Source organism: Stutzerimonas marianensis, assembly GCF_022810315.1.
Lineage (GTDB): Bacteria > Pseudomonadota > Gammaproteobacteria > Pseudomonadales > Pseudomonadaceae > Stutzerimonas > Stutzerimonas marianensis.
The window spans coordinates 40,642-65,661 of the sequence record NZ_JALGRD010000004.1; the positions used below are offsets into that span (position 1 = coordinate 40,642).

Here is a 25,020-nt window from a genome sequence, read left to right on the forward strand (position 1 = left end):
TGCCTGGAAGTGTAACGATGGATTTCGCCTCGATCCTGTTGAACGTCATGCTCGGTCTCGCACTCGGGACATTGGGGGGGCTGTTCGGCATCGGCGGCGGGCTGATCGCGATTCCGGTCGTAGGGGTCTTGTTCGGGCTGGATCAGCAGGTGGCTCAGGGCACCGCCCTGGTCATGGTGGTGCCGAATGTGCTGCTGGCGATCTGGCGGTATCACCAGCGCAACCGGATCAACCTGCATCACGCGCTTGCCTTGGGCGTTACCAGTTTTTGCTTTGCCATTGGCGGCGCGGCGGTGGCCGTCTCGCTGGATGCCGGGCGGATGCGCATTGCCTTTGTGGGGTTTCTTCTGGCATTGGCCGCTTACACCCTGCTGCGCGCGTTTCTACAGCCTCAGCCGGGGGGAACAGAACTGCGCTATCCCTGGCCCTGGTTGAGTGCGCTCGGAGCGGGCGCCGGGGCGCTGGGTGGTCTGTTCGGTGTGGGCGGTGCCGTGCTCGCGACGCCTGTACTGACCACCATTTTCGGTACCTCGCAAGTGGTGGCGCAGGGCTTGTCCTTGTCGCTCGCGGCACCCAGCACGGCGGTGACGTTGGCGACCTATGCCAGCCATGGACAGGTGAATTGGGGATTGGGACTGCCGCTTGCGGTCGGCGGACTCCTCAGCATCAGCCTTGGGGTGAAACTGGCCCATTCGCTGCCGGAGCGATTGTTGCGCATGCTGTTCAGTGGCTTCCTCGTGCTCAGCGCGATTCTGCTCGCGTTGGAAGTCTAGCCAATTCGTCGTTCCTGTTCGCGAATGGCACGTCGCGCGCTGCGGACGAGACGGACGGTCAGAAGCAGCGCAGCGCAGCTAAGCCCGGCGATCAGACCCTGCCAGAGCCCGGCCGGTCCGCTCGCCTCACCGATCCGGTCGGTCAGGCCAAGCAGATAGCCCACCGGCAAGCCGATGCCCCAATAGGCGAAAAGCGTGAAAACCATGGTCATTCGCGTGTCCTGATAGCCACGTAACGCGCCTGCGGCCGTTACTTGGACGACATCCGAGAACTGGAACAGCGCGGCATAGAGGAACAGGCTCGCGGCCACCGCGATCACTGCGGGATCGGTCGTGTAGATGCGAGCGATCTGTTCGCTGAACAGCAGCATGCTCCCCGCCGAGAAGCAGGCGTAAACCAGGCTGGACGCAATCCCTACGCCCGCCACGAAGCGCGCATCGCGCGGCTTGTCACGGCCGAGTGCCTGCCCGATACGCACGGTGATCGCCATGCCCAGCGACAGCGGAATCATGAAGATCAGCGAGGTGAAGTTGAGTGCGATCTGGTGCCCTGCGACGACGGTGGCACCCAGGGCGCCGATCAGAAGCGCGATCACCGAGAAGATGCTGGCCTCGGCGAACACCGCGACGCCGATCGGCACGCCCACCGACAGAAGGTGCTGGAGCATCGGCCAGTGCGGCGCGTCGAATCGGGCGAAGAGCTCGCTCGGTCGGTAGTAGGGCGCGCGGCGGACCCAGAAAAGCATGGCGAACAGCATGAACGCCATGACCACGGCGGTCGCCCAGCCGCAGCCGACACCTCCCATGGCCGGCAGGCCGAGTTTCCCGTAGATGAAGATGTAGTTGAGCGGCACATTGAGCATGAGGGCGAGAAGGCCGATGACCATGCTGGGACGGGTGTGGCCCAAACCATCGCTGTAGCAGCGCAGCACCTGGTACAGCGCAACGGCGGGAAAGCCGCAGGCCACGGCACGCAGATACGCCATGGTCGGCTCGATCAGCGCCGGTTCGACTTTCATCAGGTGGAGCACTGGCTCGGCGTTCCACATCAACGCGGCGAACAGCACGCCGATACCGAACCCCATCCACAGCGCCTGGCGAACCAAAAGGCCGATTTCCGGCTGTTCGCCCTTGCCGAAGCGCTGCGCGACGTTGGGGGTTGTCACCAGGATGACACCTGTGACCAGCAGGAAGACCGGTACCCAGATGGAGTTGCCGAGTGCGACTGCCGCCAGGTCATGCGGGCTGACACGCCCGGCCATCAGCGTATCGACGAAGCCCATGGCGGTATTGGCCAGTTGCGCGATCATCATGGGCAGGGCGAGGGCGAACAGGGTGCGCAGTTCTAGGCGAACCCGTCTGAGTCTTGACTCAGTTGGCATGCAGGACGATCCGATTGTATACAGGAGGCGCGCTAGTCTACGCCGCCACTCCGAGCTTCGGAAGGCAGCGCCAAGCGCTGCACCGGTCTAGAATGGCGCGATTACCGATGGAGCCGATCGATGCGAATCCTTGCTGACGAAAATATCCCTCTGGTCGACGCCTTCTTCGGCGAGCTCGGTGAGATCCGGCGCATGGCGGGCCGCAGCATCAACCGAGCTGCGGTGGCACAGGCCGACATCCTTCTGGTTCGCTCTGTGACCCGCGTCGATCGCGAGCTGCTGGAGGGCAGTCCGGTGCATTTCGTTGGCACCTGTACCATCGGGACCGATCATCTGGATCTGGACTACCTCGACCAGGCGGGAATTGCCTGGTCGAGCGCACCGGGCTGCAATGCGCGAGGGGTCGTCGATTACGTGCTGGGTAGCCTGCTTGCGCTGGCCGAAGGTGAGGGCGTCTCGCTTGCCGATAGGCGTTATGGCGTGGTCGGGGCAGGTGAGGTCGGTGGTCGGCTGGTGGAGGTGCTGAGAGGCTTGGGCTGGGACGTGCGGGTCTGCGACCCGCCCCGGCAAGCTCGCGAAGTGGGTGAGTTCGTCGAGTTGCAGGACATCATCGCCGAATGCGACGTGATCAGCCTGCACACCCCCCTGACGCTGCACGGTGAACACTCGACCTTCCACCTGTTCGACGAGGCGCGCTTGCAACGGTTGCGCCCGGGAGCCTGGCTGATCAATGCCAGCCGTGGCGCCGTGGTGGACAACGCGGCACTGCGTCGAGAGCTGGCGAGCCGCGCGGACATCCAGGCTGTGCTCGATGTCTGGGAGGGCGAGCCGCAGGTCGATGTCGCCTTGGCTGAGCTGTGCTGGATCGCGACGCCGCATGTCGCCGGCTACAGCCTGGACGGCAAGCTCCGGGGCACGGCGCAGGTCTACCAGGCGTTTTGTGCCGCCCAGGGCAGTAAGCCAACGGTCGAGCTGGCCTCGCTCATGCCGGATGCCCCCCTGCAGGGGCTGTGGTTCGACAAGAGCGCCGGCACCGAACAGCTGCTGGCAACATTATGTCGCGCGGTATATGACCCGCGCAGCGACGATGCCGCCTTTCGACGCAGTCTGGCGGGCGATGAAGCCGAAAGACGGGCCGGTTTCGATTATCTGCGCAAGCAATACCCGCCGCGTCGGGAGATCGATGGGCTGCAGGTCGCACTCAATGGTGACAACCCGGCACTCGAGCGCGTGATCGGCGCGCTCGGCGCCACCTTGCTCAAGCGATGAACGGGGCGCCGGACTGACAGGCCGGATGCATTTTCCGGGCTGCTCCGCTAGCATTACCCGTCCTCTGCTTTAGCCGCGATGGTGTTATGAGTTATCAGGTCCTCGCCCGAAAATGGCGTCCACGCTCGTTCCGCGAAATGGTCGGCCAGACGCATGTGCTCAAGGCCCTGATCAACGCCTTGGACAGCCAGCGCCTGCACCATGCCTACCTGTTCACCGGTACGCGCGGCGTGGGCAAGACCACCATCGCACGCATCATCGCCAAGTGCCTGAACTGCGAGACCGGAGTCAGCTCGACGCCCTGCGGGCAATGCTCGGTGTGCCGCGAAATCGACGAGGGCCGCTTCGTCGACCTGATCGAGGTCGATGCCGCGAGTCGCACCAAGGTTGAAGATACCCGCGAGCTGCTGGACAACGTCCAGTACTCGCCCACGCGTGGCCGCTTCAAGGTCTATCTGATCGACGAAGTGCACATGCTTTCGTCTCACTCGTTCAACGCACTGCTGAAGACGCTGGAGGAGCCGCCACCGCACGTCAAATTCCTCCTGGCGACAACCGACCCGCAGAAACTGCCTGTGACGATCCTGTCGCGCTGCCTGCAGTTCTCACTGAAGAACATGCCCCCCGAACGAGTGGTCGAGCATCTGCAACATGTGCTGGGTGCTGAACAGGTACCCTTCGAAGAGGATGCGCTCTGGTTGCTCGGGCGTGCCGCTGACGGCTCGATGCGCGATGCGATGAGCCTGACCGACCAGGCGATCGCCTTCGGCGAGGGAAAGGTATTGGCTGCGGATGTACGCAGCATGCTGGGCACGCTCGATCACGGCCAGGTATACGGGGTTCTGCAGGCCTTGCTGGAAGGTGACGCACGGGAGTTGCTCGAGGCAGTCCGGCACCTGGCCGAGCAAGGGCCCGACTGGGGCGGTGTGCTGGCCGAGATGCTCAACGTGCTACACCGCGTGGCGGTTGCCCAGGCGCTGCCCGAAGCCGTCGATAACGGGCAGGGCGATCGCGAGCGGGTACTGGCACTTGCTCAGGCGCTACCCGCCGAAGACGTGCAGTTCTATTACCAGATGGGGCTCATCGGGCGGCGCGACCTGCCCCTGGCGCCCGACCCTCGCAGTGGCTTCGAGATGGTGCTGCTGCGCATGCTTGCTTTCCGGCCCGCCGATGCCGAGGGTGCGCCTCGAACATCGCTAAAGAACCTGGGGGTCAGCCCGGCCACGGCTGATCCCGGCCCAGCACCGGTGGCCGTCAAGCCGATACCAGCACCCAAGCCCGCCGCCGAACCTGTCGCAGCCGCGCAGCCCACGCCTGCCGGGCCAGCAAGCGCGCCACCGGCTGCTGCGCCTGCCGCCGAATCAAACCCGCTCAGCGAGGCCGTGCCCGAGCAATCAGACGTTCAGATAACGGCGCCGGCCGAGTCGTCGCCGCCAAAGGTTGACGTGCCCTGGGACGAGCCTCCGCCCACGCCGCCTGTCGCCGTCGAGCATGATGCCGTCATCGCGACCATTTCGCAGCCTGCCGAGCACCACGCCACGGTGATCGAGGTCAGCGAGCCGGATGACGACGAGCCGCCCCTCACCGACGAGGACTACTTCGAAGTCGAGACCCAGGCCGAAGCGTTCCTGGAGAGTCTCGACGACCTGCCGGAGGAACGGCCCGTCGCCGAACCCGCGCCGGCGGTGCAGCCCGCGACGGGGCTGGCGGCACAGTGGTTGGATCTGTATCTGAAGCTCGGTCTGACCGGCCTCACCGGCAGTATCGCGGCGAACTGCACGTTGATATTGGTCGAAGGCGACCGCTGGCTGATGCACCTCGATCCGGCCCAGAGTGCACTGTTCAACGCGACGCAACATCGACGCCTCAACGAGGCGCTTAACGAATTCCATGGCCGCAAGCTGCACCTGGATATCGAACTGCAGACGCCGGAACAGGAAACCCCCGCACAAGCCGCGGCGCGACGCCGTAATGAGCGACAGCGGGAGGCCGAGCGGTCCATTCAGAGCGACCCGCTGGTCCAACAGTTGATGCAGCAGTTCGCGGCGGTCATTCGTGACGGCACCATTGAGCCCATAGAGCAACCCGTACCCTGACAAGAGGTAGAACCCATGATCAAAGGTGGCATGGCTGGCCTGATGAAGCAGGCGCAGCAAATGCAAGAAAAGATGCAGAAGATGCAGGAAGAGCTGGCGAATGCCGAGGTTACCGGGCAATCCGGTGCAGGGCTGGTCAGCGTGGTCATGAACGGGCGCCATGATGTCAAGCGCGTCAGTCTCGATGACAGTCTGATGCAGGAGGACAAGGAGATTCTCGAAGATCTGGTCGCGGCTGCGGTGAACGATGCGGTACGCAAGATCGAGCAGAACAGCAAAGAGAAGATGGCCGGGATGACCGAAGGCATGCAGCTGCCGCCGGGCTTCAAGATGCCGTTCTAAAACAGCCCCAAGGGGGGAGCGGGAAGCCGGAACGGAGATGTGCCGAGTGTTCGCACATGGCCGGTATGCTGACCAGCTTCCAGCTTCCAGCTTCCAGCTTCCAGCTTCCAGCGTTGAGACCTACATGAGCTTCAGCCCCCTGATTCGTCAACTCATCGATGCCTTGCGCATTCTTCCCGGGGTTGGCCAGAAGACTGCCCAGCGCATGGCCCTGCAGATGCTCGAGCGAGATCGCAGCGGCGGGCTGCGCCTGGCCCAGGCGCTGACCCAGGCAATGGAACGTGTTGGCTATTGTCGTCAGTGCCGCACGCTGAGCGAAGATGACATTTGCTCGCAGTGTGCCGACCCGCGGCGGGACGACTCGTTGCTGTGCATCGTACAGAGCCCTGTCGACGTATTTGCCGTCGAGCAAACCGGTTTTCGTGGGCGCTATTTCGTGCTCAAAGGTCATCTGTCGCCGCTCGATGGCCTCGGGCCTGAGGCCATCGGCATTCCTGAACTGCTGGTCCGTGTCAGCGACGGTAATTTCAGCGAGGCAATCCTGGCGACGAACCCTACCGTAGAGGGCGAGGCGACGGCCCATTACATCGCTCAGTTGCTGATTCCCAAAGGGCTCAGGCTCACTCGCATTGCGCATGGCGTGCCGCTTGGCGGCGAGCTGGACCTCGTGGACGGCGGCACGCTGGCTCACGCCTTCGCAGGCCGAAAGACCATCACCCTGTGACGCGACTCGGTTCTTGATCGTGCTTATCTCATAACCAAGAGTTAGCGGCATATGGCTATCTGATAGTGCCGCTCGACCTCGGCTTGATGTAAAGTTCTAAGCCATTAACAGCTAATAACTAAATCGAACATATGGCTTCGTTTTGGTTATAAGGCTTCCCGTCGCTGCGTGTCGTGAGGTTGAGATGAAAGCAAGGCATTGGCTGGTTCCCGCTCTGTTGTTGGTCAGCGCATTCGCGCAGGCCGAAGAAAAGTTCAAGGTTGGCTACATCCGCGTGATGGACGACGCTCAAGCCATGGTCGCTCACGAGGCGGAGCTGTATAAAAAGCATGGGCTGGATGTCGAGCTGGTGGAATTCAGCTCCGGCACCGACTTGATCAAGGCGATCGTGGGCGGGCAGCTGGACACGGGCGTGCTGGGCTTCACCAACGCGGTCGCCTGGGCCTCGAAGGGGGCGGACCTCAAGGTGGTGGGTGGCGCGCAGCAGGGCTATCACTCCATCGTGGCACGCGAAGGCACCGGGATCGAGGACGTGGCTGACCTCAAGGGCCATATCCTTGCGTCACAGAAGGAAGGCAGCACTGCCGACGCTGTCTTGCGCGGCGTGACCTTCAAGTCGGCCGGTCTGAAGCCGAGCGACGTCAACATCATGGGTACCAGCCCGGCGGTAGCGGTTCAGTCGCTGGTGTCCGGCCGAGCCGATGCAGCCTTCCTGTTCGAGCCCTATGACCGCATTGCTCAACTGGTCGCGCCCGTCAAGCAGGTCTACGAGATTGGTGAAGTCTGGCCGTTCCCCTGCATGGTCGTGATCACCTCTGGCGAGACGCTGGAGAAGCGCAAGGAGGCCGTGTGGAAGTCGCTCGACGCCCAGCGCGAAGCGATCGCCATGCTGGAAAACCAGCCGGCCGAAGCGGCCAAGCTGATCGCCGATTACTTCATTGCCGAGCCGACGCTCAAGACGCTCAATCGTGGTGACCTGCCACGCGAGACCGTTATCGAAGAGGCAATTGCCACCCAGACTTTCAGCGCCAAGCTCGGCGAGGAGGATCTGGCGCGGATTCAGGAACTTGCCGACATCCTGCAGGAGCTGGGCTCGCTGAAAACGCGTGATGGCAAGCCTTTCGACACCAGCGCCATTCTCGACCTGTCCTGGCAGCAGGCTCGCGAACTCTGACAGCGACATTTCAGCGCTATCACATTGCCCGGCCTCGTGCCGGGCATTGTCATTGAGCCCCACGAGAGGGGCAGTCATCGAGGTGGCAGTAAAGGCATGCAGCTCAGGTTCGAGAACGTAGACAAGCAATTCGGGCAATTGGAAGTCATCAAGGGTTTCAGTGGCGAGTTTGCCCAGGGTGAGTTGGTCGCCTTGGTGGGGCCCTCCGGCTGTGGCAAGTCCACCTTGCTGCATCTGGTTGCCGGCCTGGAGAACCCGACCGCTGGGCAGGTGCTGGCCGACGGCAAGCGGGTTCCGGGCCCGAACCCCAGTCGTACCCTGGTGTTCCAGGAGCACGCGCTGTACCCCTGGCTCAGCCTGGAGGCCAACGTGGCCATGGCACTGGAGCTCCAAGGGGTGTCCAAGGCAAGCGCATTCGAACAGGCCCGGGCCTGGCTGGCACGGGTAAGCCTCGAAGGCTTCGAACACTACTATCCGCACCAGGTCTCGGGTGGCATGCGCCAGCGTACCGCGCTGGCCCGTGCCTTCATCGCCAAGCCGGAAGTGCTACTGCTGGATGAGCCTTTCGGCGCGCTCGACGCACTGACGCGCATGGCGCTTCAGGATGTGTTGCGCGAACTGATCGACGAACACCAGCCGACCGTCCTGCTGGTTACCCACGACGTGGACGAGGCGCTTTACCTGGCCGACCACATCCTGGTGTTCAGCGCACGTCCGGCACGGGTGCTGAAAACCTTCAATTTCACGCACTGCGAAAAAAGCCACGATCTGTCCGAGTTTGCAGCAGAGCGACGCGAGATCCTCAGCCTGCTGGGCATCAAGACCGAGGTGGGGCACTGATGAGCCAGGGACGTCGTTTAACCGGTCCGAAAAAGTACCTTGCAGTCGTTCTGGCCGTAGCCTTCATTCTGCTTATCTGGCAGGCCGCTGCGTGGAGCCTGCCTGCCTTCCTCATGCCGGGCATTCCCACTGTGTTCGAGCGCCTGCTTGCGACGGTTCAGGAACCGGAGTTTCGTGACGGGCTGTATGGCAGCATGAGCCGCCTGGGCAGCGGCTACAGCTTTGCCTTGCTGTTCGGCATCGGCTTCGGTCTGGTCGGTGGGGTGCTGTTTTTCTTCCGCGAAATCCTTCGCTCGGCAATTGTCATCCTCCAGTCGATTCCGTCGATCGCCTGGGTTCCGTTGTTTCTGATCGTGATGGGCTTCGGCAATCTGCCGATCATCGTTGTGGTCGCACTGGCGGCCTTCTTCCCGATGGCCCTGTCAGTGATGAACGCAACCGAGAGCGTTCAGCCCGTTCATGTTTCGGCGGCTCGCGTCATGGGCGCGTCGCGTTGGCAGTTGCTCAAGCGTGTCTATCTGCCCGCCGTGATGCCGGAACTGATCACCGGCGCGCAACTGGCCTTTGGCAATGCCTGGCGCGCGCTGATCTCCGCCGAGATGCTCATAGGCTTCGGTCAGGGATTGGGTCGCTCGCTGGCTTATTCGGGTGAGATTGCCGACATGACCGGGGTGATGATGAACATCCTGGTCATCGCGATTCTGGCCACGATCATCGATCAGGTCGTGCTGGAAAAATTCAAGCAACGGATGCTCCGCTACCAGTACGTGTGAGGAGGATGCCGCGTGTTCAAGCATGCTGCTTGGCTGACGTTGACCTTGGCACTGGTGCCTTGCGCCGCAATGGCGGAGCCGGTCCGCGTAGCGCTCACAGGCGACTATCGGCCACTCACGGCCCGCGAAGGCGAGGCGCCCGAAGAGAGCTTCGAGGCGGGCCTGGTCGCCATGCTGACGGAGGGTGGCTCGTTTCACTTGGGGGACGGGGCCAGCGCCGACTGGCGCCTCGGCGTCGGGGAGACAGGCGCGACCTATTATGCCAGCGAGGCGGCGGCCTTGACCGCCACGGAAAACGGCACCAAGGATTGGTCAGCGCTGGCAGGACAGACGTTCTGCATCCGTGCGGGTAGCCCATATGAAGCGGCCGTAGAGGCGCGCTTCGGCGCCGCGGCGCGCCGTTATCCCAGCACCGCGCAGGCGCTGATCGGACTCAAACTGGGCGAGTGCAGCGCCGTCGTCGATGATCGTGTGTTGCTTGAAAACATCGCTGGGCTGCCGGAATGGCGGCGCTACAACCGCCTGTTGCCGCCTCTGGACGACGTGCGGGTGAGATTGCAGGTGGCCGCTAGGGAGCCGAGTCAGCAGCAAGCTGTGGATGAGGCGATTCGCGCCTGGCAAATGGACGGAAGGCTGGCAGAGTTGACGCAGCATTGGATCGACGAAGTGGCGTTCCAGGCCTATGTGCTGGCCGACACGCTGGATTGCCATTGACGCGGGTGGCAGTCACTCGGCCGCGATGACGTCGGGCAATGCCTCGCGAAGCCCGTCGAGATTCAAGGGCGCCCGGATATGTCCGCGCAAGGTCCCGTCAGGGCCGATGATCGCGATGTTGCCGCTGTGGCTGACGTTGTAGTTGCCTTCGCTGCGGCCGGCCGGGACGAAGGGCAAGCCAAGTGATCTGGACAGCTGCTGCAAGGTATCCATGGTTCCGGTGAGCCCCTTGAAGCCCGCACGGTAGTAGCTCAAGTAACTTTTCAGCTTGTCGGGCGTGTCGCGTGCCGGATCGGCGGTGACCATTACCAACTGCAGCTGGTCTCGCGTATCGGCAGGCAGTGACCTGAGCAACCGGCGCATATCGCTGAGTGTTGTGGGGCAGACGTCCGGGCAGAAGGTGAATCCGAAGAAGATCAGATGCCAGCGGCCAAGGAGCTGTTCGGTCGTGAAGCGCTGTCCCTCTTCGTCTGTCAGCTCAAGCGCGGGAAGGCTGCGCTCCCGGGGTAACAATAAAAGATTCGCCTGGTCGAGTAGCCTGTTGCGGTCGAGGGCCAACGCCGGGGTTGAGAGGACCAGCAAGCCGGCCAGCACGATGCCCAATACGGGCGCAACTCGTGCGCTCTGCTTTCGCTCGGTGCCGCCTCGCATCGCTTTCGTCAACGCTCGTTGAGCGTGAAAGCGGTGAGCGTAAAGGTGGGAATGCCCATATCCTGCAGCTTGCGCGTACCCCCGAGTTCAGGCAGGTCGATGATCGCGGCCGCCTCGTGGATTCGTGCGCCCATGCGTCTGACCAGTTGTGCCGCGGCAACCAGCGTGCCGCCGGTCGCGATGAGGTCGTCGAGCAGCAGGACGGAATCGCCCTCGCAGAGGCTGTCCGCGTGGACCTCGAGAAAGGCTTCGCCGTACTCGGTGCGATAGGACTCTTCCAGCACGTCCGCCGGCAGTTTGCCTTTCTTGCGGAACAGAATGAGCGGGCGGTTGAGCTCATAGGCGATGATCGAGCCGATGATGAAGCCGCGGGCATCGAGCGCACCCACGTGCGTGAAGTCCGTTTCCACGTAGCGCTGGATCAGGCTATCGGCGACCATCCGCAGTGCCTTGGGCGACTGCAGCAGCGGTGTGATGTCCCTGAAGATCACGCCCTTGCTGGGAAAGTCCGGCACAGGGCGAATCAGCGTCTTGATCGAAAATTCATCGAAAATCATGGGTGCTCCAGAGCGTCAGGCATCCATGTTGCCGCCGGCGAGGGCGCACAGGCGAATGGAATCCAGGATGCGGACCTCCTTGCCTTCGGCCTCGATAAGGCCGTTCGCCTGGAAGCGTGTGAACACGCGTGACACGGTTTCGACCGCGAGCCCAAGGTAGCTGCCGATCTCGTTGCGCGACATGGGCAGACGGAACTGATTCGCGGAAAAACCACGCGCGCTGAAGCGGGCCGAAAGGTTGATCAGAAATGTGGCGATGCGCTCGTCGGCAGTTTTCTTCGACAGCAGCATCATCATTTGCTGATCGTCACGTATTTCGCGGCTCATGATGCGCATCAGTTGGCGGCGCAACTGGGGCAACATGACACTCAGCTCATCCAGACGCTCGAACGGAATCTCGCAGACCGATGTGGTTTCCAGCGCCTGGGCGGAGACCGGGTAGGTCTCGGTATCCATGCCGGACAACCCTACCATCTCGCTGGGCAGGTGAAATCCGGTGATCTGTTCCTCGCCGGCGTCAGTGACACTGAAGGTGCGCAAGGCACCGGAGCGGATGGCGAATACGGAGCTGAAGCCGTCGCCCTGGCGGAACAGCATTTCCCCCTTCTTCAACGGACGACCCCGCTTGACGATCTCGTCCAGCGCATCCATGTCCTGCATGTTCAGCGAGAGTGGTAGGCACAGACCGGACAGGCTGCAATCCTTGCAGTGGGCTTGCCGCTGCGTGCGGACCTTGATCGACTCGGGCATCGGGGGATTCCTGGAAAGCCTTACGTGGCAAGCAAGATTAACTCAGGAGCCGGGCAAGTCCAATTGGCAGCGGGGTCGCAGGGCGCGCGATCCGCTGACCGACCGTTCCCTAGATGACCCGCGAGAACCGGCTCTGCGCATGCTCCGGCAGGTAATGGTCGAACTGCATGCAGATTGCGCGGACCAGCAAACGTCCGGCAGGCAGTACTACGAGGGTATTGCCGCCGAGCAGGATGAGGCCGTCGGCGGCCATTTGCTCCAGGCCCGGCCAGGCGTCCTGGAAGTAGTCGCGGAAGCGGATCCTGAAGCGGGCTTCGATCTGGTCGAAATGGACCTCGAAGTCGCAGACCAGGCGCTGGATCACCTCGCGTCGAATGCGATCGTCTTCGTTGCAGCGCAGGCCTCGGGACGTGGCGAGCTGATCCTGGTCCAGCGACTGCTGGTAGAGCGTGATGTCGCTGTGGTTCTGGCAGAACAGGTCGCCGATCTGGCTGATGGCGGATACGCCAAGGCCGATCAGGTCGCAATGGCCGTGCGTGGTGTAGCCCTGGAAGTTGCGCTGCAGCGTACCGTCTTCCTGGGCCATGGCCAGTTCGTCATCAGGCAAGGCGAAGTGGTCCATGCCGATGTAGCGGTAGCCGGCGTCGGCCAAGCGTTCGACGCTTGCCTGCAACATGCGCAGCTTGTCGCCGGGCGCGGGCAGGTCTAGCGGATCGATGCGCCGTTGTGCCATGAAGCGCTCGGGAAGATGTGCGTAGTTGAACACCGATATGCGGTCGGGCTGCAGGTCGATCACCGCATCGAGGGTCTGTGCGAAGCGCGCCGGGGTCTGGCGCGGCAAGCCGTAGATCAGATCCACGTTGATGGAGCGATATTGGAGCGTGCGGGACGCCTCGACGATGGTCTGAGTCTGTTCGAACGTTTGCATGCGGTTAACGGCACGCTGGACGTCTGGGTCCAGGTCCTGGACACCGATGCTGACGCGGTTGAAGCCCAGTTCGCGAAGGAGGCCCATGGTCGGCCAGTCGGCTTCGCGCGGGTCGATTTCGATGCTGAAATCGCCGTGATCGTCATCCTGCAGATTGAAGTGGCGCCGCAGGTGGGCCATCAGCTTGCGCAATTCGTCATGGCTCAGGAAGGTCGGCGTCCCGCCACCAAAATGCAGTTGCTCGACGCGTTGTTCCGGCGCCAGGTGGCAGGCGATCAGCTCGATTTCCCGCTCGAGGCGTTCGAGGTAGGGCAAGGCGCGCCCGCGGTCCTTCGTGATGACCTTGTTGCAACCGCAGTAAAAACAGATGTTCGCGCAGAACGGTACGTGCACGTAGAGCGACAGCGGGCGGTGAGCCTGACGGCTGCTGCGCAGGGCGGCCAGCAGGTCGAACGAACCCACGGTGCCGTTGAACTGGAGCGCAGTCGGATAGGATGTGTAGCGCGGCCCGGCCTGATCGTAGCGACGTATCAGGTCGGTGTTCCAGCGGACGGCGTCGAGCATCTTGGATTCTCGGTGTTGACTGCAGTGGTCCGGATTCTAGGGGGCGTGCCATTGCACGGACTTGACCTGTATCAAGCCGGCCCGGAGGCAGCGGAGGGGTGCAAGACGAGCGGCAGATCGGAGAAGATTTATTCCGGCAAATGTGGTCGGATTGCCAGAGCAGGTTTTCTACGCATCGACCCAACAGGAGAACAGTTCATGCATAGCCGCCAGCAAGAGATCGCTGCCGCACTTGGCGTCCGCCCGCCGTTCGACGGCGCTCAATCCATCCAGGCCGAAATCGACCGCCGTGTTTCCTTCATCCAGGACTGCCTGCGTGACTCCGGAATGAAAACGCTGGTGCTCGGCATCAGCGGTGGTGTCGATTCGACGACGGCCGGCATGCTCGCGCAGCGGGCGGTCGAAGGCATGCGCGCCGCGGGGGAGGGCGACGATTACCGGTTCATCGCTGTTCGTCTGCCGTATCAGGTCCAGCATGACGAGGACGAAGCACAGCTGGCGGTCGATACGATCAAGCCGGACGAGTGCCATACCGTGAACATCGGCGCTGCGGTCCAGGGCTTGTCACGCGCGACCGAAGCGCTCGACGCGCTCGATCCCAGCGCCCGGGACTTCGTGCTGGGCAACACCAAGGCGCGGATGCGCATGGTGGCGCAGTACACCATCGCCAACGCCCGTCAGGGCCTGGTCATCGGCACCGACCATGCGGCGGAAGCGGTGATGGGGTTTTTCACCAAGTTCGGTGACGGTGCCTGTGACCTGACGCCCCTGGCTGGGCTGGTCAAGCGGCAGGTGCGTGCCATCGCTGCGGCGCTCGGCGCGCCGGAGCGGCTGGTCAAGAAGGTGCCGACCGCCGATCTGGAAGAGCTCTCGCCCGGCAAGCCCGACGAAGACGCACATGGGGTGAGCTATCAGCAGATCGATGATTTTCTGCAGGGTCAGGACATCGACGAGGAAGCGGCTCGCATCATTGTCGACGCCTACGACAAGACCGCCCACAAGCGCCAGTTGCCCAAGGAGCCCTGAGGCGATCGGCCCGGTCAGTGGTGATGCAGTTGAGTCGGCGTGCCCTGCGCCTGACTTCCTGCACCACCGCCGTGCCCCATCAGCCAATGCTGATGCGGGCCGGGAAGTGTCCAGAGGCCGAACAGGATGACCATGACGCCACCCAGCATCCGCACGTTGCGCTTTCGCAGCAGAGCGGTAATCCGCTCGGCGGCGAGCCCGGTCGCGAGCAGCACGGGCCAGGTGCCGACACCAAAGGCCAACATCAGCAGCGCGCTCTCGAGGGCATCGCCTTGACTGGCTGACCACAGCAATGTGCTGTAGACCAGTCCGCAGGGTAGCCACCCCCAGAGAGTGCCCAGCAAGAGCGCCTGAGGCAGATTGCGAACCGGCATCAGGCGGCTCGCGACGGGCTGGATGCGCTTCCATAGACCGCGACCCAACGCTTCCACCCGGGTCAAGCCATTCCACCAGCCGGCCAGATACAGCCCCATGCTGATCAAAAGCAGAGCGGCGACGACACGCAGGGCCATGGCGGCCGGACTGCTCGCGACAGCCCAGCCTGCCAGACCGATGAGCAAGCCGGCCGTGGCGTAGCTCAGCACGCGCCCCAGGTTGTAGGCGACCAGCAGGCGCAACCGCCGTGTACGCTGCTCGGGCGGGATTGCCATTGTCAGTGCACCCATCAACCCGCCGCACATACCCAGACAATGCCCGCCGCCAAGCAGGCCGAGCACGAACGCCGATAACAGCAAGGGCAGCAGATCAATCACGCGAGGACCGCTCGCTGTCGGTGGGGTTGTCGGCCTGCTCGAGGCCGGCCTTGTGTTTTGGGTCTTCGTCGTCGAACAGAATGCTGTGCGCCGGGCTGTCGAGGTCGTCGTATTGTCCGCTGTCGACCGCCCAGAAAAAGACCCAGATGGCCAGGGCGACCAGGACAACCGCGACGGGAATCAAAATATAGAGTGCGGCCATTGGGGCTCCGTGCTGCGTACAGGTCAGTGGGGCGTTGCCGACCATCCTACGCCAGGCGTGTCCGGCTGTCCGTTGCCAGCAGTGGCGGGGGTGCGGGTCAGGCGCAGCGCGTTCAGGACGACGAGCAGCGAGCTGGCAGACATGCCCAGCGCAGCCCACATCGGCGTGACCCAGCCGATCGCGGCGAATGGGAGAATAAGTCCGTTGTAGAGGCTGGCCCAGGCCAGGTTCTCGATGATGATCCGCCTGCTGCGGTGCGCTACGTCGAACGCCTGGACCAGGCCGTCCAGCCGGTTGGACAGCAGAACGGCATCCGCGCTGGTCTTGGCCAGATCGGTTGCCGAGCCCATCGCAACGCTGATGTCGGCGGCAGCCATGACCGGCACGTCATTGACGCCGTCGCCGATCATCAGCACCCGCCGTCCCTCTGCTTGCAGCGCCTGCAGCTGCGTCAGCTTGTCTGCCGGCGTCAGGCCGCCCTGGGCTGTATCGAAGTGCAACTGGCGAGCAATGTCGCCAACCATCGGCGAGCTGTCGCCGGAGAGCAGCACCGTCTGCCAGCCGCGCTTGCGACAGGCCTCCAGAAGTCCTGGCGCATCGTGGCGCAGGCGATCATCGAGCACCAGCCAGGCGAGAGGTCCGAATGCATCGCCAAGCAAGAGCCACTGGCCGTGATCGGCGGGAATGTTCGGTGCCTGGCCGCCATAACCCGCCGCAACGAAGGCGGGCTGGCCGATGCGCAGGACACGTCCGCCCACCGAGCCCTGCAGGCCGAGGCCGGGTACGCTTTCCACCGAATCGGCTGCTTGCGGGGCGCGCCCGAAGGCCTTGGCGATGGGGTGTTCAGAGCGATTTTCCAGAGCGGCCGCGAGTTCCAGGCAGGCGCTGGCATCCAGTGAGCCCAGCGGTTGCACGTCGATCAGCGTCAGGCGACCTTCGGTGAGTGTGCCGGTCTTGTCGAAAATCACGGTGTCGATGTGGTTGAGCCCCTCCAGCACATGGCCGCGTGTAAGCAACAGGCCGAGTTTGTGCAGGGTCCCGGTCGCCGTGGTCAAGGCAGTCGGGGTGGCGAGCGACAATGCGCAGGGGCAGGTGGCGACCAGCAGTGCGAGGACGATCCAGAAGGCGCGTGCCGGGTCGATCTGCCACCAGATCACGCCGACAACCACCGCCGTGGCCAGCACGATGAGCAGGAACCATTGCGCCACCCGGTCGGCCAGTTCCGCGAGGCGGGGCTTGTCCGACTGCGCGCGCTCCAGCAGCCGTACGATCGCGGACAGGCGGGTGTCGTCCCCCAACGCCTCTACCTGGACAACGAGTGCGCCTTCGACATTGAGCGTGCCGGCCGTGACCGGGTCACCGATGCGGCGTGCCTGGGGCAGGTATTCGCCGGTCAGCACGGATTCGTCGATGCTCGATTGCCCACTGACAATGAGCCCATCTGCTGGAATCAATGCTCCGGGTTGGACCAGCACCCGGTCGCCAACCCGCAGGTCGCTGAGCAGGATTCGGTCGGCCTGGTCATCGCTCGTCAGGCGCAGACAGGACGCCGGCAGCAGGTTCACGAGCTGGGCTGTCGCTGCGGCCGTACGTTCCCGGGCACGGCGCTCGAGGAAACGTCCGGCCAGGAGGAACAGGGCAAACATGCCCACCGCGTCGAAGTACAGCTCACCGGTTCCCGTGATGGTCGACCAGATGCCGGCGAGGTAGGCGCCGCCAATTGCCAGTGACACGGACACGTCCATGGTCAGGTGTCGGGTGCGCAGGTCGCGTAGGGCGCCCTTGAAGAAGTCGGTGCAGCAATAAAAGACGATCGGGGTGGTCAGGAGCAGGGCCGTCCAGCGCAGGATGGTCGCCATGCCGGGCGAGAGATCGATGTTGAATTCAGGCCAGGTCGCCATCGTCGCCATCATGACCTGCATCCACAGCAGTCCGGTGACCCCGAGCTGGCGCATGCTGCGGCGGTTCTCCCGGGCCAGCCGCTCGGCTGCCTGGTCGGCCTGGTAGGGATGAGCGGCATAGCCGATACGTCTGAGCTCGGCGAGCAGTTCGCTCAAGGGCAGCTGGGCATCGCTCCAGCGCACTCGCAGCCGGTGATTGGAGAGGTTGAGGCTGGCTTCGGCGACACCGTCGAGGCCGCGCAGGTGACGTTCGATGAGCCAGCCACAGGCTGCGCAGCTGATCCCCTCGATCATCAGCGCCGTGCTGGCGTATTCGCCTTCGTGCTCGACGAAAGGCTCCTGTACGTCCTTGCGGTCATACAGCGACAGTTCCTCGCCAAGCGCCTGCGGTAGAGCGCCAGGATTGGTTGAGGCATCGCTGCGGTGCAGGTAATAGCTTTGCAGACCGCCCTGAACGATCGCCTCGGCGACAGCCTGGCAACCCGGGCAGCAGAACACTCGCGTCTGGTCGAGAACGACCGCGCGATGGCTGCTGCCGGCGGGGACCGGCAGGCTGCAGTGATAGCAGGGGGTCGGGGTCGCCATCTAGGTCAGTACGTCAGTTCCATGGAACGACCTGCGACGACCTCCTTTTCCTCGAACAGGCGCCAGTCCTGGTCGCCTTCGCGACCGAGCAACTCGACGAAGCGCCGGCCGGTTACCGCTTCCTGCATCTGGCCCTGGTAGAAGCCGTCGCCCTGCGGCTGCAGCACCACCCGGCGGTCGCGCTCGGGTTGGGTCGGAGAGAGCAGGTTGAGCACAAGCTGCTGTGGGCGGCTGTTGCCGGTGAGCTGGATCTCCGCCAGGCCACGCTCATCGTTAAGCGTCACGCGCGCCTGGACCTGAAGGCGCTCGGCGAGCTTCTCCCGTTCCAACGACTGGTTGATGCCCTTGCCGGCGTCGTAGTAGTTGTCCGACACCAGGCTGTCAGCGTTGCGGATCGCGATCGTGAGCATCGAGGTGCCGAGGATCACCGAGGTCAGCAGGATGCCGATCACGAACCAGGCCCAGAATTGCGTGTACCAGCGTGTCTGTTTTTCGTTGTCAGATGCGTTCATGTACTACCTGTCAGCGGATGCTCGGGCCGATGAAGCGGCTCTCGGCATCGTCTTCGATTGAGGGATCGTCGGCGGAGCGAATGTGAAAGACGACGTCGTTGGTACTGGATGGAAGCTTCTCCGGGGCGATCGACAATTCCACCGGAATGGTCATCAGCTCGCCGGCTGCCGCCCGAACTTCGTTGCGACCACTGTATTGCAGGCCGTCGAGGCCGGTGGCTTCGATCACGAAGGTTTGCTCGTTTTGCGCCTTGTTCATCACCTTGAGGGTATAGACGTTCTCGATCATGCCTTGCTCGTTCTCGCGGAAAAGGACGCGATCCTTGAGGACGTCGAGTTTCACCAGCGAACGGTCGGTGACCGCGTAGGTGAACACACCCATCATCGCCACGAGCGCCACGGCATAACCGATCAGGCGCGGACGCAGCAGGTGGGTCTTTTGGCCGGACAGGTTGTGCTCGGTTGTGTAACTGATGAGCCCACGCGGGTAGTTCATCTTGTCCATGATGGCGTCGCAGGCGTCGATGCAGGCTGCACAGCCGATACATTCGATCTGCAGGCCGTCACGGATGTCGATCCCGGTGGGGCAGACCTGGACGCACATGGTGCAGTCGATGCAGTCGCCCAACCCCATGGCCTTGTAGTCTGCATCCTTCTTGCGAGGCCCGCGACGCTCACCGCGGCGAGGGTCGTAGGACACGATCAGGGTGTCCTTGTCGAACATCACGCTCTGGAAGCGCGCATAGGGGCACATGTAAATGCACACCTGTTCACGCAGATAGCCAGCGTTGCCGTAGGTCGCCAAGGTGAAGAAGCCCACCCAGAACAGCGCCCAACCACCGACCTGGAAGGTCAGCAGATCCGGAACCAGATCGCGAATCGGCGTGAAGTAGCCGACGAAGGTGATGCCGGTCGCCAGGGAGACCGCGAGCCAGATGCCGTGCTTGGCGAACTTGCGCATGAACTTGTTGGCGCTCATGGGCGCCTTGTCGAGCTTCATGCGCTGGTTACGGTCGCCTTCGGTGATCTTTTCAGCCCACATGAACACCCAGGTGAAGACACTCTGCGGGCAGGTATAGCCACACCAGACCCGCCCGGCGAACACCGTGATGAAGAACAGGCCAAAGGCGCAGATGATCAGCAGCGCCGACAGGAGGATGAAGTCCTGCGGCCAGAAGGTCGCCCCGAAAATGTAGAACTTGCGTTCGGGCAGATCCCACCAGACGGCCTGTCGTCCGTTCCAGTTGAGCCAGACGGTACCGAAGTAGAGGACGAACAGCAGAGCTCCACCGCCGAGACGCAGGTTGCGGAAAAGACCCTTGAAGGAGCGCGTGTAGATTTTTTCGCGTGCGGCGTAGAGGTCGGCTGACGCATCGACCTTGGCAGGGGGGGTTACATCACGAACAGGGATTTGCTCAGTCATCGATTGCGTACCACGGCATTGGGTGAGTGTCCCGATCGATACATGCCAACCGGGATCATTATCTGACCTGCTGCGAATGGTACGCCCCGATGTCTGGAGTCAGGTGCGACCGGGGGTCGCGCCTGGGAGGCTCCTATCAGTTCTCCGCTTTCTGCGAAAGGCTGTACACATAGGCAGCCAGCAGATGAACCTTGTCGTTACCCAGGGTGTTTTCCTGGGCCGGCATACGACCATTTCGGCCGTAACGCAGGGTCTGCTGAATCTGTCCGAAGCTCGATCCGTAGAGCCAGACGTTGTCGGTAAGATTCGGGGCGCCCATGGCCTGGGTCCCTTTGCCTTCCGCACCATGGCAAGCTACACAGTTGGCGGCGAAAATCTTTTGACCCTGCTCAACGTCGCTCTCGATGCCTTCCGGAACTTCACGCCCCGACAGGCTCATGACGTAGCCGGCCACATTACGGATACCGTCTTCGCCGATCACGTCGCGCCATGCCGGCATGGCTGCCTGGCGACCGCCGAGGATGGTGGTCTTGATGGTCTCGGGCTCGCCGCCCCAGAGCCAGTCGTGGTCGGTCAGGTTGGGGAAACCGTAGGCACCCTTGGCATCGGAGCCGTGGCAGACCGAGCAGTTGGAAGCGAACAGGCGTCCACCCATCTTCAGGGCTTGCGGGTCCTTGGCCACTTCCTCTACCGGCATGGAAGCGAACTTGGCGTACAACGGGCCGTACTGCTCGTTGGCACGATCCACTTCACGCTGCCACTCTTTCACCTGGGTCCAGCCATCTTCATAGCCAGGCAGCATGCCTTTCCAGTTGCCCAGGCCGGGATACAGGGCCAGGTAGCCCAGCGCGAACACCACCGTGGCGATGAACAGCATGAACCACCAACGCGGAAGAGGGTTGTCGTATTCCTCGATACCGTCGTAGGAATGGCCGACGGTTTCTTCCGTGGTGTCGTGGCGTTGTCCCTTGCGAGTCGCGAGCAGCAACCAGACCAGTGCGGCAATGGTCCCCAGGCTCAGCAGGGTGATGTACCAACTCCAAAACGAGGTCATTTATTTTTTACTCCTGGAAGCTTCTTCATCACGCTTCTTGGAATCGGGCTCGTCCGCGAACGGCAAGTTTGCCGCCTCGTCGAAGCTTTTCTTGCGCTTGCTGCTATAGGCCCAGAGCACAACGCCAATGAAGGCGACGAAGACCAGAATGGTGCCTAGACCGCGGAGAGTCCCGATATCCATGGTGCGTTACCGTTTGTTGGTGAGTGCAGTGCCAAGTACTTGCAGGTAGGCGACAAGGGCGTCCATTTCGGTCTTGCCCCTGACCNATGGTTGGCGAACAGGCGGCCACCGATCTTCAGTGCGCGCTCGTCGTCGGCGACCTGGACGACACTCATCGCCGAATACTTGGCGAAGATCGGACCGAACTTCGCGTCGGCATGCTCCACCTCGCGCTGCCATTCCTTCTCCTGGGTCCAGCCGCCTTCGTAGCCCGGCAGCACGCCTTTCCAGTTACCCAGGCCTGGATAGAGGATCAGGTAGCCCACGCCGAACAGCAGGGTCGCGATGAAGAGCACGAACCACCACTTGGGCAGCGGGTTGTCGTATTCCTCGATGCCATCGAATGAATGGCCCATGGTCTTGTCGGTCGTGCCGGCGGATTCGCCCTTGCGCGTGGCGAAGATCAGCCAGAACAGAGCGACGATGGTACCCAGCGTCAGCAGGGCGATGTACCCACTCCAGAAAGCGTTCATCTGTTACTCCTGAACAGCCCGTAACCGGGCTGCCCGCGATATGGTTCCTGGCGGCATTAGCCGCGTGTTCAATAGCGTCGCTTCAGCTCAGCGCTTGTTCTGCAGCGCGGTGCCAAGGACCTGCAGGTAGGCCACCATGGCGTCCATTTCGGTCTTGCCCCTGACCGCATCCTTCGCACCGGCGATGTCTTCCTCGGTGTAAGGCACGCCGACGCTGCGCAAGGCTTCCATCTTCTTGGCGGTGTCCCTGCCGTCGAGCTTGTGCTCGACCAGCCAGGGGTAGGACGGCATCTTGGATTCCGGCACCACGTTGCGCGGGTTGTACAGGTGTGCACGGTGCCAGTCATCGGAGTAACGACCGCCGACACGGGCCAGGTCCGGGCCGGTGCGCTTGGATCCCCACAGGAAGGGGTGGTCATAGACGCTTTCACCGGCGACCGAGTAGTGCCCGTAGCGCTCGGTCTCGGCGCGGAACGGACGGACCATCTGCGAGTGGCAGCCAACGCAGCCTTCGCGGATATAGAGGTCACGACCTTCCAGCTGCAGCGCGGTGTAGGGCTTCATGCCTTCGACCGGCTCGTTGACCACGTCCTGGAAGAACAGCGGGACGATCTGCGTCAGGCCACCGATGCTCACCGCCAGGATCATGAACAGGGACAGCAGACCGACGTTCTTTTCGAGTATTTCGTGCTTCTTCATCTCTCGGCTCCTCAGGCGATCTGCGCAGCGGCGTCATATTCGGCCGGCTTGGAGGCCTGCACGGTGCGCCAGGTGTTGTAGGCCATCAGCAACATGCCGGTGAAAAAGATCGCACCACCGATCATGCGCACCACGAACCCGGGGTGGCTGGCTTCCAGTGCCTCGACGAAGGAGTAGGTCAAGGTGCCGTCCTCGTTGATCGCACGCCACNTCAGCAGACCGATGTTCTTTTCGAGTATTTCGTGATTCTTCATCTATCCCTTTCCTCAGGCGATCTGTGCAGCAGCGTCGATCTCGGACGCTTTGGATACGCGAACGGTACGCCAGGTGTTGTAAGCCATCAGCAGCATGCCGCTGAGGAAGAACGCGCCGCCGAGGGCCCGCACGATGAAGCCGGGGTGGCTGGCTTCCAATGCCTCGACGAAGGAGTAGGTCAGGGTGCCGTCCTCGTTGATCGCACGCCACATCAGACCCTGGGTGATGCCGTTGACCCACATCGAGGCGATGTAGAGCACGGTGCCGATGGTCGCCAGCCAGAAGTGCGCGTTGATCAGGCCGATGCTGTGCATCTGCTCGCGGCCGAAGACCTTCGGGATCAGGTGGTACAGAGCGCCAATCGACACCATGGCGACCCAGCCGAGGGCGCCGGCGTGAACGTNACCCTGGGTGATGCCGTTGACCCACATCGAGGCGATGTAGAGCACGGTGCCGATGGTGGCCAGCCAGAAGTGCGCATTGATCAGGCCGATGCTGTGCATCTGCTCGCGGCCGAAGACCTTCGGAATCAGGTGGTACAGCGAGCCGATGGAGATCATGGCAACCCAGCCGAGGGCGCCGGCGTGAACGTGGCCGATAGTCCAGTCGGTGTAGTGGGACAGGGCGTTGACGGTCTTGATGGCCATCATCGGGCCTTCGAAGGTCGACATGCCGTAGAACGCCAGGGAGACGACCAGGAAGCGCAGGATCGGGTCGGTGCGCAGCTTATGCCAGGCACCCGACAGGGTCATCATGCCGTTGATCATCCCGCCCCAGCTCGGTGCCAGCAGGATCACCGACATCACCATGCCCAGGCTCTGTGCCCAGTCCGGCAGTGCGGTGTAGTGCAGGTGGTGCGNGCCGCCCCAGCTCGGTGCCAGGAGAATCAGCGACATCACCATGCCCAGGCTTTGCGCCCAGTCCGGCAGCGCGGTGTAGTGCAGGTGGTGCGGGCCAGCCCAGATGTACACGGTGATCAGCGCCCAGAAGTGCACGATCGAAAGGCGATAGGAGTAGACCGGACGCTCGGCCTGCTTCGGCACGAAGTAATACATGATTCCGAGGAAGCCGGCCGTCAGGAAGAAGCCCACCGCGTTGTGGCCATACCACCACTGGACCATCGCGTCGGTCGCACCGGCATACAGCGAGTAGGACTTCATCGCGGTGACCGGCACTTCCAGGTTGTTGACGATATGCAGGATCGCGACGGTGAGGATGAAACCACCGAAGAACCAGTTGCCCACATAGATGTGCTTGACCTTGNCCCGCCCCAGCTCGGTGCCAGCAGGATCACCGACATCACCATGCCCAGGCTCTGTGCCCAGTCCGGCAGTGCGGTGTAGTGCAGGTGGTGCGGGCCAGCCCAGATGTACAGGGTGATCAGCGCCCAGAAGTGCACGATCGACAGGCGATAGGAGTAGACGGGACGCTCGGCCTGCTTCGGTACGAAGTAGTACATCATGCCCAGGAAGCCGGTGGTCAGGAAGAAGCCCACCGCGTTGTGGCCATACCACCACTGGACCATCGCGTCGGTCGCACCGGCATACAGCGAGTAGGACTTCATCGCGGTGACCGGCACTTCCAGGTTGTTGACGATATGCAGGATCGCGACGGTGAGGATGAAACCACCGAAGAACCAGTTGCCCACATAGATGTGCTTGACCTTGCGCGTGGCCAGGGTGCCGAAGAACACCACCGCGTAAGCGACCCACACGATGGTGATCAGGATGTCGATCGGCCATTCCAGTNGTACCACCACTGCACCATCGCGTCGGTCGCACCCGAATAGATCGAGTAGGACTTGAACCAGCTGACCGGCACTTCCAGGTTGTTGACGATGTGCAGCATCGCCGTCACCAGGATGAAGCCGCCGTAGAACCAGTTGCCCACGTAGATGTGCTTCGACTTGCGCTTCATGATGGTGCCGAAGAACACGATCGCGTAGCTGATCCAGACGATCGCGATCAGGATGTCGATCGGCCATTCCAGTTCGGCGTATTCCTTGGAACTGGTGAATCCCAGCGGCAGGCTGATCGCCGCCAGCAGGATCACCAGCTGCCAGCCCCAGAACGTGAAAGTCGCCAGCCTGGGCGCGAACAGGGTGGTCTGGCAGGTGCGCTGGACCGAATAGTAGGAAGTCGCGAACAATGCACAGCCGCCAAAGGCGAAGATCACCGCATTGGTGTGCAAGGGCCGCAAACGACCGAAACTGGTCCACGGCAAGTCGAAGTTGAGGCCGGGCCAGGCGAGCTGTGCTGCGATGAAAACGCCGAGCCCCATCCCGACGATTCCCCACACCACCGTCATGATGGCGAATTGGCGAACCACCTTGTAGTCATAGGCGGCACTGGTTGCTGTGTTCATGTATGGGCTTCCATC

23 protein-coding genes and 6 pseudogenes are annotated in these 25,020 nt (G+C 62.7%); 10 read left to right on the top strand and 19 right to left on the bottom strand.

The window, feature by feature from the left end; genetic code table 11:
• The first annotated feature begins 17 nt into the window (after positions 1 to 17).
• A complete protein-coding gene (locus MST27_RS07940) occupies positions 18 to 773 on the top strand; it encodes a sulfite exporter TauE/SafE family protein (RefSeq protein ID WP_243605436.1) in 756 nt (251 codons plus the stop codon).
• On the opposite strand, the gene MST27_RS07945 is transcribed toward MST27_RS07940, so the two are convergent.
• A complete protein-coding gene (locus MST27_RS07945; protein WP_275973131.1) occupies positions 770 to 2,155 on the bottom strand; it encodes an MATE family efflux transporter in 1,386 nt (461 codons plus the stop codon). The genes MST27_RS07940 and MST27_RS07945 overlap by 4 nt on opposite strands.
• Positions 2,156 to 2,275: 120 nt before the next feature.
• Here MST27_RS07945 and pdxB point away from each other — a divergent pair, with 120 nt between their 5' ends.
• The 8 genes from pdxB (at position 2,276) to MST27_RS07985 (ending at position 10,087) form a co-directional block, all read left to right on the top strand.
• The gene (gene pdxB / locus MST27_RS07950) at positions 2,276 to 3,424 is read left to right on the top strand and encodes a 4-phosphoerythronate dehydrogenase PdxB (RefSeq protein ID WP_243605437.1); all 1,149 of its coding nucleotides are present in this window, start codon (positions 2,276 to 2,278) and stop codon (positions 3,422 to 3,424) included.
• 86 nt (positions 3,425 to 3,510) lie between these two features.
• Entirely contained in the window at positions 3,511 to 5,520 is a 2,010-nt protein-coding gene (gene dnaX, locus MST27_RS07955) for a DNA polymerase III subunit gamma/tau (protein ID WP_243605438.1), read from the top strand.
• A gap of 15 nt (positions 5,521 to 5,535) precedes the next feature.
• Positions 5,536 to 5,862 (top strand): YbaB/EbfC family nucleoid-associated protein, encoded by a 327-nt coding sequence (locus tag MST27_RS07960; RefSeq protein ID WP_243605439.1) that lies wholly within the window; start codon positions 5,536 to 5,538, stop codon positions 5,860 to 5,862.
• 124 nt (positions 5,863 to 5,986) lie between these two features.
• A complete protein-coding gene (gene recR, locus MST27_RS07965) occupies positions 5,987 to 6,586 on the top strand; it encodes a recombination mediator RecR (RefSeq protein ID WP_243605440.1) in 600 nt (199 codons plus the stop codon).
• A 184-nt stretch (positions 6,587 to 6,770) separates the two neighbouring features.
• Positions 6,771 to 7,760 (top strand): ABC transporter substrate-binding protein, encoded by a 990-nt coding sequence (locus tag MST27_RS07970; protein WP_243605441.1) that lies wholly within the window; start codon positions 6,771 to 6,773, stop codon positions 7,758 to 7,760.
• Positions 7,761 to 7,856: 96 nt separating this feature from the next.
• Positions 7,857 to 8,600: an ABC transporter ATP-binding protein gene (locus tag MST27_RS07975; RefSeq protein ID WP_243605442.1), complete on the top strand. Its 744-nt coding sequence runs from the start codon at positions 7,857 to 7,859 to the stop codon at positions 8,598 to 8,600.
• Positions 8,600 to 9,373, top strand: a complete 774-nt coding sequence (locus tag MST27_RS07980; protein WP_243605443.1) for an ABC transporter permease — start codon at positions 8,600 to 8,602, stop codon at positions 9,371 to 9,373. The genes MST27_RS07975 and MST27_RS07980 overlap by 1 nt, the downstream gene beginning before the upstream one ends.
• A gap of 12 nt (positions 9,374 to 9,385) precedes the next feature.
• Positions 9,386 to 10,087 carry a type 2 periplasmic-binding domain-containing protein gene (locus MST27_RS07985; protein ID WP_338052432.1) on the top strand — a complete coding sequence of 234 codons (702 nt, stop codon included), beginning with the start codon at positions 9,386 to 9,388 and terminating at the stop codon, positions 10,085 to 10,087.
• A gap of 12 nt (positions 10,088 to 10,099) precedes the next feature.
• Here MST27_RS07985 and MST27_RS07990 read toward each other — a convergent pair whose 3' ends face one another.
• The 4 genes from MST27_RS07990 to hemN all read right to left on the bottom strand — a co-directional run bounded on the left by MST27_RS07990 (position 10,100) and on the right by hemN (position 13,537).
• Positions 10,100 to 10,738 carry an SCO family protein gene (locus MST27_RS07990; protein WP_243605444.1) on the bottom strand — a complete coding sequence of 213 codons (639 nt, stop codon included), beginning with the start codon at positions 10,736 to 10,738 and terminating at the stop codon, positions 10,100 to 10,102.
• Between the two features lie 8 nt (positions 10,739 to 10,746).
• Complete coding sequence (locus MST27_RS07995) at positions 10,747 to 11,295, bottom strand: adenine phosphoribosyltransferase (protein ID WP_243605445.1); 549 nt, start codon at positions 11,293 to 11,295, stop codon at positions 10,747 to 10,749.
• 15 nt (positions 11,296 to 11,310) lie between these two features.
• The gene (gene fnr / locus MST27_RS08000) at positions 11,311 to 12,045 is read right to left on the bottom strand and encodes a fumarate/nitrate reduction transcriptional regulator Fnr (protein ID WP_243605446.1); all 735 of its coding nucleotides are present in this window, start codon (positions 12,043 to 12,045) and stop codon (positions 11,311 to 11,313) included.
• Positions 12,046 to 12,154: 109 nt separating this feature from the next.
• Positions 12,155 to 13,537: an oxygen-independent coproporphyrinogen III oxidase gene (gene hemN, locus MST27_RS08005; RefSeq protein WP_243605447.1), complete on the bottom strand. Its 1,383-nt coding sequence runs from the start codon at positions 13,535 to 13,537 to the stop codon at positions 12,155 to 12,157.
• A 198-nt stretch (positions 13,538 to 13,735) separates the two neighbouring features.
• Here hemN and nadE point away from each other — a divergent pair, with 198 nt between their 5' ends.
• Positions 13,736 to 14,563, top strand: a complete 828-nt coding sequence (nadE, locus tag MST27_RS08010; protein WP_243605448.1) for an ammonia-dependent NAD(+) synthetase — start codon at positions 13,736 to 13,738, stop codon at positions 14,561 to 14,563.
• Positions 14,564 to 14,577: 14 nt separating this feature from the next.
• Here the strand turns inward: nadE and MST27_RS08015 are convergent, their stop codons facing one another.
• The 14 genes and pseudogenes from MST27_RS08015 to MST27_RS08080 all read right to left on the bottom strand — a co-directional run.
• Positions 14,578 to 15,315 carry a sulfite exporter TauE/SafE family protein gene (locus MST27_RS08015; protein WP_243605449.1) on the bottom strand — a complete coding sequence of 246 codons (738 nt, stop codon included), beginning with the start codon at positions 15,313 to 15,315 and terminating at the stop codon, positions 14,578 to 14,580.
• Complete coding sequence (gene ccoS, locus MST27_RS08020; RefSeq protein WP_243605450.1) at positions 15,308 to 15,517, bottom strand: cbb3-type cytochrome oxidase assembly protein CcoS; 210 nt, start codon at positions 15,515 to 15,517, stop codon at positions 15,308 to 15,310. Before ccoS ends, MST27_RS08015 begins: the two co-directional genes overlap by 8 nt.
• A gap of 23 nt (positions 15,518 to 15,540) precedes the next feature.
• A complete protein-coding gene (locus tag MST27_RS08025) occupies positions 15,541 to 18,003 on the bottom strand; it encodes a heavy metal translocating P-type ATPase (RefSeq protein ID WP_243605451.1) in 2,463 nt (820 codons plus the stop codon).
• Between the two features lie 5 nt (positions 18,004 to 18,008).
• Positions 18,009 to 18,515 carry a FixH family protein gene (locus MST27_RS08030; protein ID WP_243605452.1) on the bottom strand — a complete coding sequence of 169 codons (507 nt, stop codon included), beginning with the start codon at positions 18,513 to 18,515 and terminating at the stop codon, positions 18,009 to 18,011.
• A gap of 10 nt (positions 18,516 to 18,525) precedes the next feature.
• A complete protein-coding gene (gene ccoG / locus MST27_RS08035) occupies positions 18,526 to 19,938 on the bottom strand; it encodes a cytochrome c oxidase accessory protein CcoG (protein WP_243605453.1) in 1,413 nt (470 codons plus the stop codon).
• A 136-nt stretch (positions 19,939 to 20,074) separates the two neighbouring features.
• Positions 20,075 to 20,992, bottom strand: coding sequence for a cytochrome-c oxidase, cbb3-type subunit III (ccoP, locus tag MST27_RS08040; protein WP_243605454.1), 918 nt, complete (start codon positions 20,990 to 20,992; stop codon positions 20,075 to 20,077).
• Positions 20,993 to 21,175 carry a cbb3-type cytochrome oxidase subunit 3 gene (locus MST27_RS08045; RefSeq protein ID WP_243605455.1) on the bottom strand — a complete coding sequence of 61 codons (183 nt, stop codon included), beginning with the start codon at positions 21,173 to 21,175 and terminating at the stop codon, positions 20,993 to 20,995.
• Positions 21,176 to 21,181: 6 nt separating this feature from the next.
• Positions 21,182 to 21,259: pseudogene (locus tag MST27_RS08050) on the bottom strand (cytochrome-c oxidase, cbb3-type subunit II); the annotation flags it as partial.
• Positions 21,260 to 21,261: 2 nt separating this feature from the next.
• Positions 21,262 to 21,687 (bottom strand): annotated as a pseudogene (locus MST27_RS08055) (cbb3-type cytochrome c oxidase N-terminal domain-containing protein); the annotation flags it as partial.
• An 87-nt stretch (positions 21,688 to 21,774) separates the two neighbouring features.
• The gene (gene ccoO / locus MST27_RS08060) at positions 21,775 to 22,386 is read right to left on the bottom strand and encodes a cytochrome-c oxidase, cbb3-type subunit II (RefSeq protein WP_243605456.1); all 612 of its coding nucleotides are present in this window, start codon (positions 22,384 to 22,386) and stop codon (positions 21,775 to 21,777) included.
• 266 nt (positions 22,387 to 22,652) lie between these two features.
• Positions 22,653 to 22,871, bottom strand: a pseudogene (locus MST27_RS22745) (cytochrome C oxidase Cbb3); the annotation flags it as partial.
• Positions 22,872 to 22,991: 120 nt separating this feature from the next.
• Positions 22,992 to 23,915 (bottom strand): annotated as a pseudogene (locus MST27_RS22750) (cbb3-type cytochrome c oxidase subunit I); the annotation flags it as partial.
• Positions 23,906 to 24,388 (bottom strand): annotated as a pseudogene (locus MST27_RS22755) (cbb3-type cytochrome c oxidase subunit I); the annotation flags it as partial. The pseudogenes MST27_RS22755 and MST27_RS22750, both read right to left, overlap by 10 nt.
• Positions 24,382 to 25,005, bottom strand: a pseudogene (locus MST27_RS08080) (cbb3-type cytochrome c oxidase subunit I); the annotation flags it as partial. The pseudogenes MST27_RS22755 and MST27_RS08080, both read right to left, overlap by 7 nt.
• Between the last annotated feature and the right edge of the window lie 15 nt (positions 25,006 to 25,020).